This is a genomic window from Plantibacter sp. Mn2098 (genome assembly GCF_049319745.1).
In the GTDB taxonomy this organism is placed as follows: Bacteria; Actinomycetota; Actinomycetes; order Actinomycetales; family Microbacteriaceae; genus Plantibacter.
The window spans coordinates 18,455-33,168 of the sequence record NZ_JBMOUH010000008.1 but is presented as its reverse complement, the minus strand read 5'-3'; the positions used below and the strand labels follow the sequence as shown (position 1 = coordinate 33,168).

General features: G+C 65.4%; 15 protein-coding genes. 3 read left to right on the top strand and 12 right to left on the bottom strand.

What is annotated here, in order from left to right; translation table 11 throughout:
• Nucleotides 1–130: 130 nt before the first annotated feature.
• From ACL9RL_RS13150 to nrdI, 11 genes are all read right to left on the bottom strand, one after another.
• Complete coding sequence (locus ACL9RL_RS13150; protein ID WP_422780719.1) at nt 131–697, bottom strand: signal peptidase I; 567 nt, start codon at nt 695–697, stop codon at nt 131–133.
• Nucleotides 694–3,228: a LuxR C-terminal-related transcriptional regulator gene (locus tag ACL9RL_RS13145; RefSeq protein WP_422780718.1), complete on the bottom strand. Its 2,535-nt coding sequence runs from the start codon at nt 3,226–3,228 to the stop codon at nt 694–696. The genes ACL9RL_RS13150 and ACL9RL_RS13145 overlap by 4 nt, the downstream gene beginning before the upstream one ends.
• Before the next feature lie 162 nt (nt 3,229–3,390).
• Entirely contained in the window at nt 3,391–3,972 is a 582-nt protein-coding gene (locus ACL9RL_RS13140; protein WP_422780717.1) for a signal peptidase I, read from the bottom strand.
• Nucleotides 3,973–4,042: 70 nt separating this feature from the next.
• Nucleotides 4,043–4,711: a hypothetical protein gene (locus tag ACL9RL_RS13135; protein ID WP_422780716.1), complete on the bottom strand. Its 669-nt coding sequence runs from the start codon at nt 4,709–4,711 to the stop codon at nt 4,043–4,045.
• A gap of 27 nt (nt 4,712–4,738) precedes the next feature.
• Nucleotides 4,739–5,392 carry a hypothetical protein gene (locus ACL9RL_RS13130; protein WP_422780715.1) on the bottom strand — a complete coding sequence of 218 codons (654 nt, stop codon included), beginning with the start codon at nt 5,390–5,392 and terminating at the stop codon, nt 4,739–4,741.
• Nucleotides 5,389–6,045 (bottom strand): hypothetical protein, encoded by a 657-nt coding sequence (locus ACL9RL_RS13125; RefSeq protein WP_422780714.1) that lies wholly within the window; start codon nt 6,043–6,045, stop codon nt 5,389–5,391. The genes ACL9RL_RS13130 and ACL9RL_RS13125 overlap by 4 nt, the downstream gene beginning before the upstream one ends.
• Nucleotides 6,042–6,614: a hypothetical protein gene (locus tag ACL9RL_RS13120; protein WP_422780713.1), complete on the bottom strand. Its 573-nt coding sequence runs from the start codon at nt 6,612–6,614 to the stop codon at nt 6,042–6,044. The genes ACL9RL_RS13125 and ACL9RL_RS13120 overlap by 4 nt, the downstream gene beginning before the upstream one ends.
• A gap of 131 nt (nt 6,615–6,745) precedes the next feature.
• Entirely contained in the window at nt 6,746–7,414 is a 669-nt protein-coding gene (locus ACL9RL_RS13115; RefSeq protein ID WP_422780712.1) for a hypothetical protein, read from the bottom strand.
• 211 nt (nt 7,415–7,625) lie between these two features.
• The gene (locus ACL9RL_RS13110; RefSeq protein ID WP_422780711.1) at nt 7,626–8,036 is read right to left on the bottom strand and encodes a hypothetical protein; all 411 of its coding nucleotides are present in this window, start codon (nt 8,034–8,036) and stop codon (nt 7,626–7,628) included.
• 172 nt (nt 8,037–8,208) lie between these two features.
• Complete coding sequence (gene nrdF, locus ACL9RL_RS13105; protein ID WP_422780710.1) at nt 8,209–9,240, bottom strand: class 1b ribonucleoside-diphosphate reductase subunit beta; 1,032 nt, start codon at nt 9,238–9,240, stop codon at nt 8,209–8,211.
• Complete coding sequence (gene nrdI, locus ACL9RL_RS13100; RefSeq protein WP_422780709.1) at nt 9,237–9,707, bottom strand: class Ib ribonucleoside-diphosphate reductase assembly flavoprotein NrdI; 471 nt, start codon at nt 9,705–9,707, stop codon at nt 9,237–9,239. Before nrdI ends, nrdF begins: the two co-directional genes overlap by 4 nt.
• Nucleotides 9,708–10,122: 415 nt before the next feature.
• Here nrdI and ACL9RL_RS13095 point away from each other — a divergent pair, with 415 nt between their 5' ends.
• The 3 genes from ACL9RL_RS13095 to ACL9RL_RS13085 all read left to right on the top strand — a co-directional run bounded on the left by ACL9RL_RS13095 (nt 10,123) and on the right by ACL9RL_RS13085 (nt 13,692).
• Nucleotides 10,123–11,100: a hypothetical protein gene (locus tag ACL9RL_RS13095; RefSeq protein WP_422780708.1), complete on the top strand. Its 978-nt coding sequence runs from the start codon at nt 10,123–10,125 to the stop codon at nt 11,098–11,100.
• Nucleotides 11,101–11,420: 320 nt separating this feature from the next.
• Complete coding sequence (locus tag ACL9RL_RS13090; protein WP_422780707.1) at nt 11,421–12,437, top strand: LCP family protein; 1,017 nt, start codon at nt 11,421–11,423, stop codon at nt 12,435–12,437.
• Between the two features lie 103 nt (nt 12,438–12,540).
• Nucleotides 12,541–13,692, top strand: a complete 1,152-nt coding sequence (locus ACL9RL_RS13085) for an FtsW/RodA/SpoVE family cell cycle protein (protein WP_422780706.1) — start codon at nt 12,541–12,543, stop codon at nt 13,690–13,692.
• Here the strand turns inward: ACL9RL_RS13085 and ACL9RL_RS13080 are convergent.
• Complete coding sequence (locus ACL9RL_RS13080) at nt 13,689–14,555, bottom strand: aldo/keto reductase (RefSeq protein ID WP_422780705.1); 867 nt, start codon at nt 14,553–14,555, stop codon at nt 13,689–13,691. The genes ACL9RL_RS13085 and ACL9RL_RS13080 overlap by 4 nt on opposite strands.
• Nucleotides 14,556–14,714 lie beyond the last annotated feature (159 nt).

The following is a 14,714-nucleotide window of genomic DNA, read 5'->3' as shown; positions in this document are numbered from 1 at the left end:
ATGGTCAGAGGACGCCATCAGCTTGGACGGCGAGCACGTGCCCGACTCGTCGGTGGGAGGCATCTACGCGCCGATTGTTCGTGGATCGGCGGAGTTCTTCCCCGTCTGCGACGTGTGCTCCGCCTCGGCGTCAGCCGTGGCGCCCGGTGTCAGTCACGCTGTACGGAGCCAAGACGGCTGGCATCCGTCGCGCTCTGCGCCGCCGGAGAACCGTGATGACCAGGAAGCCGACAAGTCCCGTGACGATCAGGCCCCAGGTGAACGGAGACGCGAGCACCGCTACAAGGGTGTGCGCGGAGATCGGCACCGTGAACAGGTGCCGTCGGGCGGTCGAGATCACGTACATCTCATCGTCGTCGCGTCCATTGGCATCACCACGCATCGTGATCGAGGACATCGCGGTGCCTGCGATCTCCGACACGCTCGTGACGCGATGGCTGATCGGATGCTGCCCAGGACGGTCGACGGTGAGGACGTCCCCGACCCGTACCTCGTCGGCTCGGACCTGCTGCGTGACCGTGACGGCGCCGCGTTCGATCGTCGGCGCCATCGATCCGCCCGTGTAGAGGATGAGCGACGTTCCCGTCGCCACCATGGCCACCGCGAGAATCAGGCTGATTGCGCCTCCGATCGCGGTGATCCACAGCAGCCCATCCGCCAGAACGGCCACGGTCCGGCGAATGCCGGCGTCTCTCACGCTCCACCTCGCTGGGTCCGCGCGGTCGTCGACTCGGTGGTGCCGAACGAGGCGATGTCTTCGCGCAGCAGCACACCGATCTTGCGTTTGACGTTGCGCAGATGCGTCTCGACGGTCCGGACGCTGATGCCCATCCGCTCGCCGATCGCCGCGTTGGACAGGCCCTCGGCAACACACCGCGAAACCTCGTGTTCTCGTGGCGTCAGGCTCTGCTCCGGCGGGAAGATGTCATGTGCACGGCCCCCTTCCGCGTACCGGGCACGTTGCCAGCCGGTGAGTTCCGTGCGCAGCGCGTCCGCTTTCGCCGATGCGCCTCTCGCGCGTTGGATCGATACCGCCTGCAGGAGCATCCGCACCGCTTCGTCGTTGGCCGCCATCGAGCGCATCCGCCGTGCGACCTCGGCCAGCGCGTCCGGATCCTTGTACGCGCTGGCTTCCCAGGCCTCGAGGTAGTTCTGTGACAACGGACTGCTCACCAGCTGGGCGCGGTTGCGGAAGGGGCGCGCGGTCTCGGCGTCGTAGTGTGCTGCCAGGGACAGCAGCGTGGCGGTGTCCGCCGCGAGTTGGTAGCCGCGTGATGTGAGGTCGTTCGCGATGGTGACGAACTGGTTGTGCGCCTCGACTCGACGCCCGTGCACCATCAGCCGCGCGGCATCGACCATCTGGACCTGGCCGAAGGGAAGTGCTTCGCTGAGGCCGGGGACGCGGCGTGCTCGATCCAGGAGTCCCTCCGCTTCACTCGTACGGTCGAAACGGATGGCCAGCGCAGCAAGAGCAAGCATCGCCGCTCGGTCGGGTGCGAACAGCGCCGGCACTCCGGCGAGGTTCGCGGTCAGCATCAGTCGTCCGGCCGCCATGGCCTCCGTGTGCCGTCCCAACATCGACAGTGAGCTCAACATGACCGAAGAATGGCCGACGAGCGCGGCTCGATCGAGTGCGTCGATCGCTCGTTCCACACGATCAGCGGACCAGCGGATCGCTTCCTCGAACCGGCCGAGTGCATAGAGCGCGAGGCCATGGACGACTTCGAACTCACTCGCAAGGGCTGACGGTTCGATGGTGTGCGTCCCGATCACGTCGAGTGCTTGCTCCGGGCACCCGGTCAGCACGTGGGCGTAGGCGAGGACGAGGCGTGCGACCGCTCCGTTCAGACCGGGACCGGCCACGCGGGGTTCCAGGAACTCGGCGTAATCGGATGGGATCCGTTCCCGTTCCATCCCGATCGCGTAGGAGAGCGACAGGATGGCGTCGGCGTAGACGAATCGCGGATCGAGGCCGTCCGTGAGCGCCCGTCGACACGTGCCGAGGTCGCTTCCCTTGGCGAGTTCCGATCGTGAGCGAAGGTATCGGAGTTCGAACTCCTCCTCCGGTGACATCCGCTGTGCGACGGGCGTCTGCCCCACCGCTTGCTCGTTCGGGATCAGCGTGGTCAATTGCAGGTGCAGCCGTTCCGCGTGATGTGCGCCGCTGCTGAATCGGTTGGACCGGACATCACGGTCGAACGCTTCGGCGAACCGGCGGGCGATGAACGGAAGTGCACGTGCGCCCGTGTCCTCTGCGCTCGCGGATGCCAGGTGTTCGAACCTCCTCGCGCCAGCGGCGAGCCCTTGGAACGCGCCGATCCGCTCGCCGATCCGGTAGCTTCGAGCGGACAACGGCTGGCGTCGGAAGTATTCCCCGAGTCCTGGCGGGCAGACGGCGACCCAGACCGTGCGTGCAGCGCGGTACACGGCGAGGAGCCCGTGTTCTTCGAGCAACTCGAGGGTTGGTTGTCCGAGCAGTGATCGCGCCCGACCGAACTCCACGGTTCCGATGAGCGAGAGCAACTCGACCGCTTCGCACACCTCCGAGCAGAACGTGGAGAGGAGCATCTCACACACGCTGTCCAATTCGCTGGACCACAGCTCCGGGGCGTCGGACCAGATGTTTCCCTCTTCGCGGATACGGCCGCCTTCGAGGGCAGCGTCCATGATGGCCAGAGCAAATCCGGGGATACCAGCCGATTTGGTGTACACCCGGCCGACGAGTGACGGGGAGGCGGATCCGCCGATGCGGTGCTCGATGAGTTCGCGGACTCCCACATCATCGAGACACTCCAGCGTGACCCGGGTCGGCAGCCGTCTGAGGCGAGCGGCCGCAGTCGTCTCAGCGGCGCTCGTGCCAGACCGTCCCCACCGGCGTGCGGTGACCGCGAGCGGGATTCCGGTGGACTTGTGCACGGCTTCGAGCACGGTCCACGATGCCTCGTCGAGATGATCCGCGTCGTCGACGAGAATCACTGCCGGTTTCAGCTCGATCAGACGCGTCATCAGCGCAGCCGAGCTCTGGGAGGCGGCGGAAGCAGCACGCACCGTGCCCGCCACGGCGAGGCGGATGGCGTCGAGCGGGAGTCGATCGCCGATCCCGTGGACGTGCACCAGCGCGAGGCCCGATTGCTGATATCGCGCCCGGACGCTCTCGAGTATCGCCGTCCGGCCGGACCAGTGTCCGCCGACGATCTCGACGCACATTCGGTCGATGGTCAGCCTCATAACCCGTTGGATCTCAGCTTCACGCACGTCGTGTCCTCTCTTCCTCGACCCGCGACGCTGCGGCACTGTTCGTGCCGCTGCGCGAGCCCAGTCGTTCAGATTACGAAGCAGACGATCCCGGAGATCTGCGACCAGAGGTTCTCCGAGTGGTGAGCGGTGCGACTACGCGTTTCCTCCCGCCGGAGCCGCACTCCGGCGACTGCTCTCCGTGGTGTCGGCGCTGCCCACGCGCGGTGACGAACCGGCACCGCCTGACCGACGTTTCGGCTCGAACAAGGTCAACGCGACAAGGCCGAGAAGCGCCGCGCCGCCGATGAGCAACCCCTGGAGATTCTGGAAGAACGCGGCGACGTCCCCCGCTCCCGGGATGGAGAACAGATACTTCCCCATGACCGCCTGGCTGTACGGCGCAGGATCGGGAATCGAGTTCGCGTCCCCTTGGAGGTGGAGTGATCTGGCCCCGTCTGCCTCATCGATGGACGCGACGCGGTGGGTGATGAGTCCACTCCCGTCCGGGCGGTCGACGGTGACGATGTCTCCGACGGAGATGTCGTCGACTGAACGGTCGGCAGCGAACAGGAGAGAGCCGGTCGGGATCCCGGGCGCCATGGAGCCGGAGATGACGATGAGCGGGCGGACGGAGAACACTGCTGCTGCGGCGAAGGCGACGATCGAGACGACACCGACGATGGCGGCGATCGTGAGGATCGCCGAGCGGACGCTGAGGTAGACACGGATGAGCATCGAGGACCTTTCGTGAGATCGTGCGGACGAATCGAGGGACTCCGGGCTGCCGGATGACGACGGCATCGACCTACTGCGGGACGGTGCTCGTGCCCACCAGTCGCAGGTCGAGGCCGGCGAGCCCACCTCCGAGACGAACCGATTCGGCTGTGCGTTCGAATGCGATCTGCACTCGAAGGGTCCGAACGCTCCCCTCTGCACCCGCGCGGAACGCCTCACCTGGACGGATGCTCTCCTGTCCTCTGGCGGCGAGTTGCACCCTCGTGTCGAGTCCTGTTCCGACTCCGGCACCGTCGAGCAGGACTGTCCCGTCCTCGTCGAAGACGCTCAACCGAAGGTGTGGGGTGATGTTGGGCGCCGAACCGACTGCGCCGTCGCCTCGGGCCTCGACGAACACATCGAGGGTGCTCGCCACTGTCGGCGAATTGTTGAACACCGTCACGTCAGCGGTCACCGCACCACCGGGGAGCAGCGTTTCCGCCCCGTCGACCGACAGGGCATAGGGTGCATCCGCGGATGCGGCCTGCGCGAGTCCGGCAGAGCTGACGACACCGTGCTCGAACCTTCCGGTCCCGATACCCGCAACGTTGACGTTCGCGCGTTGCGTCATCACTGCACTCGTCACACCGAGTCCTCCGAAGAGCACGAGGAGGAGCAGGGGGATTGCGGCGATGCGGGTGCGCGGGATGATGCGACGCAGGAGCCCGGTGCGGGTCAGGTGATTCGGCGGGGTAGTCATGGGATCTCCGTACTTGGGGGTGGACGCTCAGTCGGCGGTCGCGACGATCGACGTACTCGCTTCGGCATCGTCGCGACGGCGACGGCGACTCGCGAACACGATGATGCCGATGACCACGAGCAGCTTGGCGACGACGAGGATCAGGAGGGCGCCGACACCCGTCTCGGCGAGCCAGGACGGCACGGAACCCCCTGGACGCTCGGTCTCAGCTGGATCTGTCGCACCGACCGTCGCGAACGATTGCGTGAACAGCATCGACTGCGACGCGCCCTGGAATTCGTTCCCCGCATCAGCAGACAGATGTAGATGAGCGATGAGGTCGCGGGATTCGCCCGCTTCCAGACGGCCCACCGGGATGGGGGCGAGCGCGGACCCGATGACGACATCCTCGACGACGAATCCGCCCAGGACGGGATCGAACAAACTGAACGTGAGCGGTAGTGCGTCCGTCGTTCCCAGGACGGCTGCCTCGACGGTGACGTCCACCACATCGGCGTACGGGTTGACGGCAGGCATCACCCACGTCGTGACGTTGCCTGGTGCAGGGACCGGGACGGTGATCGACGTTGGCTCCGTTTCCGCGACGGCCTGCGCTGCGGCGGCCGGGGTCGTCGTCAGAGCGCCGAAGCCGATGAGCAGGGCCGTGAGCAGGGCCGTCGTCGGCAGGCCACCGCCTCTCACAGTTCACCACCGCGACCGGGGTGGAAGGCTTCGCCCGCGAACTGCAGTCTGACGCCGATCGAAGCTCCTGCGACGGCGAACGGCGCAGCGTCGTCGAGCGCGATCGAGAGACGAACCTCGCCCGGTGTGCACCCGCTGTCGCAGATCACGAACGTCCGGTCCGCGACCGCGTTGATGGCGTCCGCGGTGCCGACCAACTGCCGCCCATCGGGAAGCGTGAGTGACATCCGCAACCACGGAGCCGGATCCGTCCGGTGCGCGCCTGCGTCCACGACGATGGTCGACGTCACGCGCTGGGAGGCGGCATGGCCCTCCGCTGTGCGGAGCGTCATCGCGAAGAGGACTTCGTCGTCCGATCCGATCGATGTCGCCGAATTCGGCGCGAGATCCAGAACCACCGGTACCGACTCCGACAGCTCGAACTCACGGTTCTCGCCACCGCGCAGAAAGAGCAGAGGAACCTGCGGATCGCCGAGGCCCGAGCCTGGCTCCCCCGTTCCGAGCTGCACCGAACGGGTGTCCTGGAATGCAGCGGACGTCGTCCCTGCAGTCATCGCGAACACTGCAGCACAGGCCAGGACGGCGCGGACGCGTCCAGTGCGCGGCAGGCGGCCACGGGCTGGATGGCCCGGGTTGAGAACGATGGCGGTCATCGGTTCACTCCTTCGAATCGGAAGTCGACGAGCGGGGAGCCATCCGGCAATGCGAAACCGGCGGGCGCGGTGAGGGCGACCCGGAGCTGTTTGACGTCCTCGGCGTCGAACGAGTCGGCCCACTGGAGGATCGGGACACGATCACCGGGGGTATCGGCGAGCATGGTGTGGTCGCCATCGACGACCGTGAATCGGAGCGCCGCGAAATCGGACTCCGTCATCCCGTCTGGACGGCTGAGGTGCAAGGAGAGGGAGCCGCTGAGGGGCGCTGCATTCCGCGCGGCGATCACGAGTTGCACGGGTTGCCCGGTTGCGAGCAGTTCCCGCTGCGTAGCGGACAGATCGAGCGCGATCGGTTCGATGCTCGCGCTCCGCCAGTCACTCGGCGTCGGAGCCCAGTCCGGTTCGAAGGAGGCCGCGGACACCAGCGCGAAGCGGTTGTCCGTTCCGTCGAGGAGCACACGGTGATCTGCCGTTTCGAAGAGCGCGGCACCGGTCATCGCGAGAGCGGCTGCAACGAAGCCGAAGGCGGCGAGCGCCGGTCGGACTCGAGTGGTTGGGGTGTGCACAGGGTCTCCTTGCGACGATGTCGACGGACGGAAGGTCTGAGGGGCGTCGGACCCGAATCCGACGCCCCTCCGCCACGGCTCCGTGGCGAGCGGCGATGCGACCCGAACGCACCGCCGCGGCTGGTGACCGGTCAGGCTCGAGCGGGCTTCTGCTCTGCCTGGATACCGGTGATGACCGCTCGCAACGACGCGGTCTTGCCCTGAACGCTCGTATCAGCGGTGGGGAGCAGATCCACGGTCACCGTGATTCGACCGGCCGAGTTCGCGGAGAGCAGGACGGGGGACGCCGTCACCTGGTTGAGCGAGGCGTTGGAGAGGAGGGTGTGCTCGGCACCGTCGCTGTCGGTGAGAACAGCAGTGAATCGGAGCTGCTCCACGAGGGTCGCGTCGCTTGCATCGACACCATGCAGTTCAACGCCGACGGAGAGAATCGCGTCGCTTGCCTCGCTGATGTTGCGGATCGGCACCGTAACTGCCCCTGAGGTCCCGGGGATGAGGGACGACGCACCGGGGATGGCGTAGGTGACTCCGTCGGCGCTGGAGGCGGAGATCCACTTGCCGTCGATCGGCGCGCCGAGCTCGTCGACGTCGGCAACCTGCAGGGCGAAGTCCCAGTCGCCGACTCCGATGCCAGAGCCAGAACCGAGGTTGATGTTCGCGCGGTCTGTAAACGCTGCGGCGGTGAGCAGCGCACCGATGGCGAGTGCAGTGCCGGCCATCAGATACGCGCGGCGACGACCGGTCTTTCGCTCTGGTGCGGCTGGGATCTGGGCAGAGTGCTCAGTTTGGCTGATGGTCATATCGCTGATCCTTCATGTGTGGATGACGAGGGAGTCCCGGGAGTGGCCAGGGGACGACCCCGGGACCCTCCAAGCATTCGATGCAGGGCGGCGCCCTCACTCGGATGCTCCCGACCTCAGTGCCGTCAGCAGGATTCTGAGTGCGACGACCCCGCTCCTGCGTGCTGTGACACTGCACGCAGGAAGACCCGCACCGGTGGGCAGACCACGTTCAGGACCAGCCGATCTGCGGCGAGAACACGGTCCCCCAGGTGCTCAGCCAAGCGGTGCGTCCGTTTGGACAGTAGGTGATCTCCGGACTCACCAGATCCCGGGCTCCCCAGAACACGCTCACTTTCAGACGTCCCGATTCTGCGATCGGCACTCGCCCGCTCAACCGGACACGGGTGTTCGACAACACGGGGAGGTTCGTCGCTTCCGTCCACAGCTGCGTTCCGGGCGGATAGATCGTCCCGGTCGCCGACTCCAAGGTCAAACGGTCGACCACGAACCCCCCGCGTTGCTGGATGCCGATGTAGTTGTAGCACTCGGTCGAGATGCCGGCGGTCGCTGGGGCGGAGGCTCCTCCTGCAACGAGTGGCGCGACGAGGGCGAATGAGACGAGGGCTGACAGGACGGACATGGCTTCTCCATTCGACGGACACCCCGGCTCGTGCTCAGGGTGATGACTGTGACGAAGCGATCCTGCCCACCCCTCCCGGTCCACGACGTTGCCCTGCCCAGTCTCAGCGGTACGGAGCCATGTTCTGCGCTCGTCGCTGAGGGTCCTACGCGCGAGAGAAAACGCGACCCGCTCAGAAGTCCCAGTCGCTGTCCTCGGTGTGTTCGCCTCTCCCCATCACATACGAGGAGCCCGAGCCTGAGAAGAAATCGTGATTCTCATCGGCTCCCGGAGACAGCGCAGCGAGGATCTCCGGGCTCACCCGGCATGCATCGGCGGGGAACCGGGCCGCGTAACCGAGGTTCATGAGCGCCTTGTTCGCGTTGTACCGGACGAACGAGGCCACATCGTCCATGAGCCCGAACGGTTCGTACAGTTCGGCGGAGTACGAGAGTTCGAGCGTGTAGAGCTCGTCGAGCAGCTCGTACGTGAACTCGCGCATCGCCTCCCGCTCGGCGGGCGTGTACGCCTCCAGCCCGCGCTGGTACTTGTACCCCGCATAGTAACCGTGCACCGCCTTGTCGCGGAGGATCAACCGAATCATGTCGGCGGTGTTGGTCAGACGTGCGCGGCAGGAGAAATACAGCGGCAGGTAGAACCCGGCATACAGCAGCAGGGAGGACAGGAGGGTCGACGAGACCTTGCGTTTGAGAGGGTCGTCGCCGTAGTAGTGGGCCAGAACGGTCTTGCAACGGCGTTGCAACAACTCGTTGCCGATCGCCCACTGATAGGTGGCGTCGATCTCAGGGGTGCTCGTGAGCGTGGAGAACACCGACGAATAACTCCTCGCATGAACGGACTGCATAAACGCGATATTCGTGTAGACCGCTTCCTCGTGTTCGGTGCGGGCGTCCTGGATCTGGCAGATCTCTCCGACGGTGGCTTGCACGGTGTCGAGCATCGTGAGTCCGGTGAAGACCCGCATCGTCATCGTCCGCTCGGCGGGGCTGAGCTGCTGCCAGTCGGCGACATCGTTCGAGAGCGGGACCTTCTCCGGAAGCCAGAAATTGGCCGTGAGTCGATTCCACACTTCGAGGTCCTTCTCGTCAACGATGTCGTTCCAGTTGATGGGGCGGAGTGGGGCGAGCGGGTCGTCGCGGTACCCGGGTGGGGAGACCGCTGCGGTGTGCGTGGGGGTGGGGATGGACGGGATCGTATCAGTCATGATGACTCCGGTGCAGTTGGGATGTTGGTGGGGTGAGTCTGTGGTCGACGAGTCGGAGTGGGGAGTGCTGAGTCGAGTGGGAATCGATCGAGGCCCGCCGAGACGGCTTCGACGTCTGCGTCCGTGCCCAAGAGTTCGAAACGGTACAGCTGGGGGACGCCGCATTTAGCCGAGATGACCGTTCCGGCCAGGCAGTACGCCTCGCCGAAATTCGTATTTCCAGCCGTGATCACGCCGCGCAACAGTGATCGATTTGATGCATGGTTGAGGAATCGCACGACCTGACGGGGTACCGCGCCCGCGCCACCCCCGCCGTACGTGGGGACGACGAGCACAAAGGGCTGTTTCGCCATCAGCTCGCCGTCGACTCGAGGACGGAGCGGGATTCGAGTCGTCGGGCGTTCCAGCCGATCGACGAATCGTCGCGTGTTCTCCGAGACGCTCGAAAAGTAGATGAGTGCGCTCATCGTTCGGCATCCATCAAGATCTGTCTCCAAATCGCTATATGTAGTGGGCGCTCCTCCCAGAAGAGCCACATATAGAGATATCAGCACACGATGGCGAAGACTTCGAGACACGCGAAAGAAAAGTTAGAAATCTCTAACAAATGAGCGGAGAGCGGCGTGAGATCGTCGTCGCACCGGTGGATGCTCACGACGATTCACCGCACTGAGGCGCACCCGGCCCACACGCACATCATGCAATCGTTCACTGCTCACTCGGGGTCGCCGCACCTATATCCGGCACTGACGACCCGGAGGGTTCTCGCGGACCGGCAGGGTGTGGAGGAACCAACACGAATCCGGAGCACACACGATGACACATCCCGACAACGCCTCTCGATCTCGCCGTCCAGCTCATCTGCGCCTCGCTATCGGCTCAGTGACCGCGCTCACGCTGATTCTCTCCTCGGCACTGATCGGGTCGACGACCTCCGCCTACGTCACCGATGCTGCTGCCAGCACCGGAGCCATCGATGTGAATTGGCAAGCACCGTCGGTCGCCGTTCCGTCCACCCCGCACTCCGCGGTACCCGGCCGGACGTCCGATGAGGTCCTCATTACGCGGTCGTCCAAGGTGTGGAGCGTCTCGCTTGCTGCACGCACAATGCACGAGGTCGGCGCACCAGAGAAATCGGCCAGCGCACAGCACGATTGGGGTGTGTCGACGATCGTTCCCAGCGGCCAGCGCGACTCATGGCTCGTCACCACTTGGAACGGCTACTACGAAGGGATATTCATCCTGAAGCACTCCGATGCCGGCTTCCAATGGGAGACGTTGGGCGGCGGCTCAAGCAACCACATGCAGTTGACCCACTTGTCTGGCATGCGAGGCTCAGGCCAACAGCTCACCCTCAACGGCAACATCGTACGCATCCAAGGAGTGACGGAACGGCTGCAGCTCCCTGTCAGACCGCGCGCGGACGCCGGGGCGAACAGCACCTGGGTGCTGGCGACGACCAGAGAGCACCGTCACGACCTGTTCACCACCGGGGGCGAGCCCGTCACCGTTCTTGAAGTCGTCGCGAGCTCCGTCGCCCACGGCCCAGAGAATGTCATCTACGTCGCTGAGATTCGTGATGGCTCGCCGTTCCTCAGCACCGTCGAGCACGGCGTCTGGAATCCCGAGCATGCAGTTTCGTTGCCCGCGCAGCCATCGTCCATGGCATTCAGCGAACACAGCGGCACGCTATTCCTCACGACGGCTGATGAGCGCGTCATCGAAGTCGACCCTGCCGACGGCACGATCCTGACCAACGCACCCCGGCACCCGTCAACGACATTCACGTCACCGCACGCCTGGCCGCACTCACCGGTATTCACCACCCACAACGCACTGCGCTGGATCCCACTCCCCTGACACGACGATCAGTGTTACCCCGGCCCCGTCTCAGCGGGATGAAACCGCCTCTCCGAGAGCCGGCCATGAGCATTTGAGAACTTTGGAGGATACGCATGTCGGTTGAGACACTTCAACGATCCGCTCCCAACACCCGCCGGCGTCGGGCGAAGCGGAGGCGGCGCCTGCTTGTCTCCTTGTCCGTACTGGTGACGGCAATCGTGGCGGGGACGACGTACGTCTCGTGGAGGTATGTCGACTTCGTGGACAGCTTGCCGAGATCGTCCTTCACGCTCCCCGTCCGTGATGAAGACAGTGCCCTCACATCCGAGGACCTCAACGTGTTGATCATCGGGTTGGACAGCCGAGTCGACCAACACGGTGATCCGTTGGGGGCGGACGTGTATGGTGCTTTGCAGGCTGGCGATGAGACGGACGGCGGCTACAACGCCAACGTGCTGATGCTCATGCACATCCCGCGCGAGGGCTCCGCCACGGGGATATCCATTCCTCGCGATGACTACGTCGACCTCGCAGGTGCGCCGCGGGGCACTGCGCAAGGCAAGATCAAGGAGGCGTACGGCCTCGCGTTCTCCGAGACGCTCTCCGCTCTCACCGACGAAGGTATCGACGAGGCGGAGGCGTACCAGCTGGCGCGCGCGGCGGGCCGACAGACACAGATCAGCACGGTGTCCGACTTCCTCGGCGGCGTACGGATCGATCACTTCATCGAAGTCACGATGGGCGGGTTCTTCGAAGTCGCGAAAGCGGTCGAGCCGCTGACGGTTTGCCTGAATGCGGCGACTGAGGATGCGTACTCGGGCGCCGCGTTCCCGGCCGGTGTTCAAGAGATCGATGCGAAGCAGGCGGTGAGTTTCGTGCGGCAGCGGCGAGACACCGGCGACTCGGACCTGAACCTGACGGATCTGGATCGCACGCACCGTCAGCAAGCGTTTCTGAGGTCCCTTGCGACCAAGGTGCGTCAGGCCGAGACTCTGACGGATCTCGACCGCGTCCAGACTCTGCTCGACACTGTCTCGCGCACCGTGGCCGTGGATACCGACTTCGACCTTCTCACCTTCGCGCAGCGCGCCAAGCACCTTGTCGACGGGCAGATCGACTTTGTGACACTCCCCGTATCGTCCTTCGGGTATGTCGACGATCAGGCCGTCAACTTCGTCGATGTCGATGAGATACGAGCGGTGGTTGCCGGCATCCTTGCAGGGGCCGCCCCCGCTGAACCCGCCCCTGAACCCGTCCCTGAACCATCCGGTGTCGACGTTGACGGCGCACCCGGGCATTCCCTGGAGGAGCCGACGCAGCCGACGCCGCCGGGCGATGTGGCTTGTGTCAACTGACGGCGCGTCCACGCCAGCGCCTCGGCAGGCCAGATCGCCTCGTCGAGTTCGCATCGTTCTGCGCCGAACATCCAATCCTCTATCCACTCGTGCTGCGCTGCTGGTGGGGAGCACGACGGCGCTGCTCGCACTCGGCACCACCATGTCCCTCTCCGCCTCCACCCCGGGTGCGGAAACTTACCCGTTCGGCGGGTTCAAGCGGCACGCCCTGTTCGCGTTGCTCGCATTCGGGGCGATGTGGGGTGCACGGGCGGTCCCCGCCGCTTGGTGGCGCCGGCTGGCATGGCCCTTGCTCCTGGCGGCTCTTGTGCTGCAAGTGCTCGTGTACACGCCGCTCGGGTACGAGTCCGGCGGGAATCGAAACTGGCTCCGTGTGGGCGCGTTCACTGCGCAACCGTCCGAGGCCGTGAAGTTCGCACTGACGGTCTGGGCTGCCACGGTGTTGACCGCGAAACACCGACGGCTCCGCCGGTGGAAGCATGCGATCATCCCGGTCGTCCCGATCGCCGTCGCCTCCATGGGGATCAACCTCATCGGTGGAGACCTCGGAACAGTCTTCGTCATGGCCGCCCTCCTGCTCGGCACGCTCCTGTCCGCAGGCATCCGATTCCGTACGATCGCGCTCACCGCCGCAGGCGGAGCAGTGGCCGCGCTGATCATGACCGCTATCCGACCCAACCGGGTCATGCGGGTGCTGCACTACGTCAATGTGGACTGCCACACCGACACCGCGAGCTATTACGATCTCTGCTGGCAGCCGCTCCATGGGGAGTGGGCCCTCGCTCGCGGAGGCCTCGCCGGCGTTGGTTTGGGCAACTCCACCGCAAAGTGGGGCTGGCTGCCCGAAGCCGACAGCGACTATGTATTCGCAATCATCGGCGAAGAACTGGGCTTCATCGGATCGCTCCTCACACTCGGCCTGTTTCTCCTCGTGGCGCTCGGACTCCATCGCGTCATTCGAGCCGAAGCCGGGCTGTTCGGCCAGATAGCCATCGGAGGAGTCGCCTCTTGGCTCCTGTCGCAAGTGGCAATCAACATCGCTGTCGTCCTCGGGTTCCTGCCCGTCCTTGGAGTTCCGCTCCCGTTCCTCTCTGCAGGAGGAACCGCGCTGCTGGCCGCGGGTGCCGCGATCGGACTCGTCCTGTCGATCGAGCGGACCCATCCCGGCCCGATTCTCCGCGAGTCGCGGCACAGCGGCGATCCCCGGGCAGCGGGGACGACAGCGTGCCGCGACTCGCGAGGCGGAGCAGCCTAGGCCGAGACGGCCGCGGTCAACGCGTCGAACTCGGCATCGGTCAGCTCGATCGATGCAGCGGCGACGTTGTCCTCCAGGTGCGCGACCGACGATGTACCGGGGATCGGCAGCATCGCGGGCGAACGCCTGAGCAACCAGGCGAGCGCCAGCTGCGACGGCGACGCATCGTGCTTGGCGGCAAGCTCGGCGAGCGGACCGTCGTCCTTCGCGAGCGCGCCGGTCGCGAGCGGGAACCACGGGATGAAGCCGATGCCGTTCTCGGTCGCGTAGTCGAGCAGCGGTTCCGCGGATCGGTTGCTCAGGTTGAAGAGGTTCTGCACGGACACGATCGTCGCGATCTTCCGTGCGGCCTCGACCTCGGCGACCGACACCTCGGACAGACCGATGTGACGGATCTTGCCCTCCTGCTGCAGCGCGACGAGCTCACCGAGCTGGTCCTCGAGCGGCACAGCCGGGTCGATGCGGTGTAGCTGGAACAGGTCGATGCGCTCGAGTCCCAGGTGACGCAGGCTCAGCTCGGCCTGCTGCCGCAGGTACTCGGGGCGACCGATGGCGGTCCACTTGTTCGGACCTTGACGCGACAGACCGGCCTTCGTCGCGATGACGAGGTCGTCGGCGTACGGGTGCAGGGCACGCTTGATGAGCAGTTCCGCGACGAACGGGCCGTAGGAGTCGGCCGTGTCGATGAAGTTCACACCGAGTTCGACCGAGCGACGCAGGACACGCACCGCTTCATCCGGATCCTTCGGGTCTCCCCAGACACCGGACCCGGTGAGCTGCATCGAGCCGAAGCCGAGTCGATTCACGGTGAGGTCGCCGCCGAGGGCGAACGTGCCGCTTGCTGCGGCGTTGGTCTCTGTCATGACCGTTCCTTTCACACTGCTCGACCTGGACGTCTCGTCCGGTCGAGATCCGATGGCGGCGTGCCCACGAGTCCGTGCGCTCGTGTCGGTCGCCGCCCTCAGCAGGCAACCAGCGCGCGCGTCGCGGCATTCCGTGTGGCGTCATTTTGCCCTTCGACA

Bases quoted from the DNA above. Each gene is read 5' to 3' on its own strand.
- ACL9RL_RS13145 (WP_422780718.1), bottom strand. From the start codon at position 3,228: ATGAGGCTGACCATCGACCGAATGTGCGTCGAGATCGTCGGCGGACAC.
- ACL9RL_RS13140 (WP_422780717.1), bottom strand. From the start codon at position 3,972: ATGCTCATCCGTGTCTACCTCAGCGTCCGCTCGGCGATCCTCACGATC.
- ACL9RL_RS13135 (WP_422780716.1), bottom strand. From the start codon at position 4,711: ATGACTACCCCGCCGAATCACCTGACCCGCACCGGGCTCCTGCGTCGC.
- ACL9RL_RS13125 (WP_422780714.1), bottom strand. From the start codon at position 6,045: ATGACCGCCATCGTTCTCAACCCGGGCCATCCAGCCCGTGGCCGCCTG.
- ACL9RL_RS13115 (WP_422780712.1), bottom strand. From the start codon at position 7,414: ATGACCATCAGCCAAACTGAGCACTCTGCCCAGATCCCAGCCGCACCA.
- ACL9RL_RS13110 (WP_422780711.1), bottom strand. From the start codon at position 8,036: ATGTCCGTCCTGTCAGCCCTCGTCTCATTCGCCCTCGTCGCGCCACTC.
- nrdF (WP_422780710.1), bottom strand. From the start codon at position 9,240: ATGACTGATACGATCCCGTCCATCCCCACCCCCACGCACACCGCAGCG.
- nrdI (WP_422780709.1), bottom strand. From the start codon at position 9,707: ATGAGCGCACTCATCTACTTTTCGAGCGTCTCGGAGAACACGCGACGA.
- ACL9RL_RS13080 (WP_422780705.1), bottom strand. From the start codon at position 14,555: ATGACAGAGACCAACGCCGCAGCAAGCGGCACGTTCGCCCTCGGCGGC.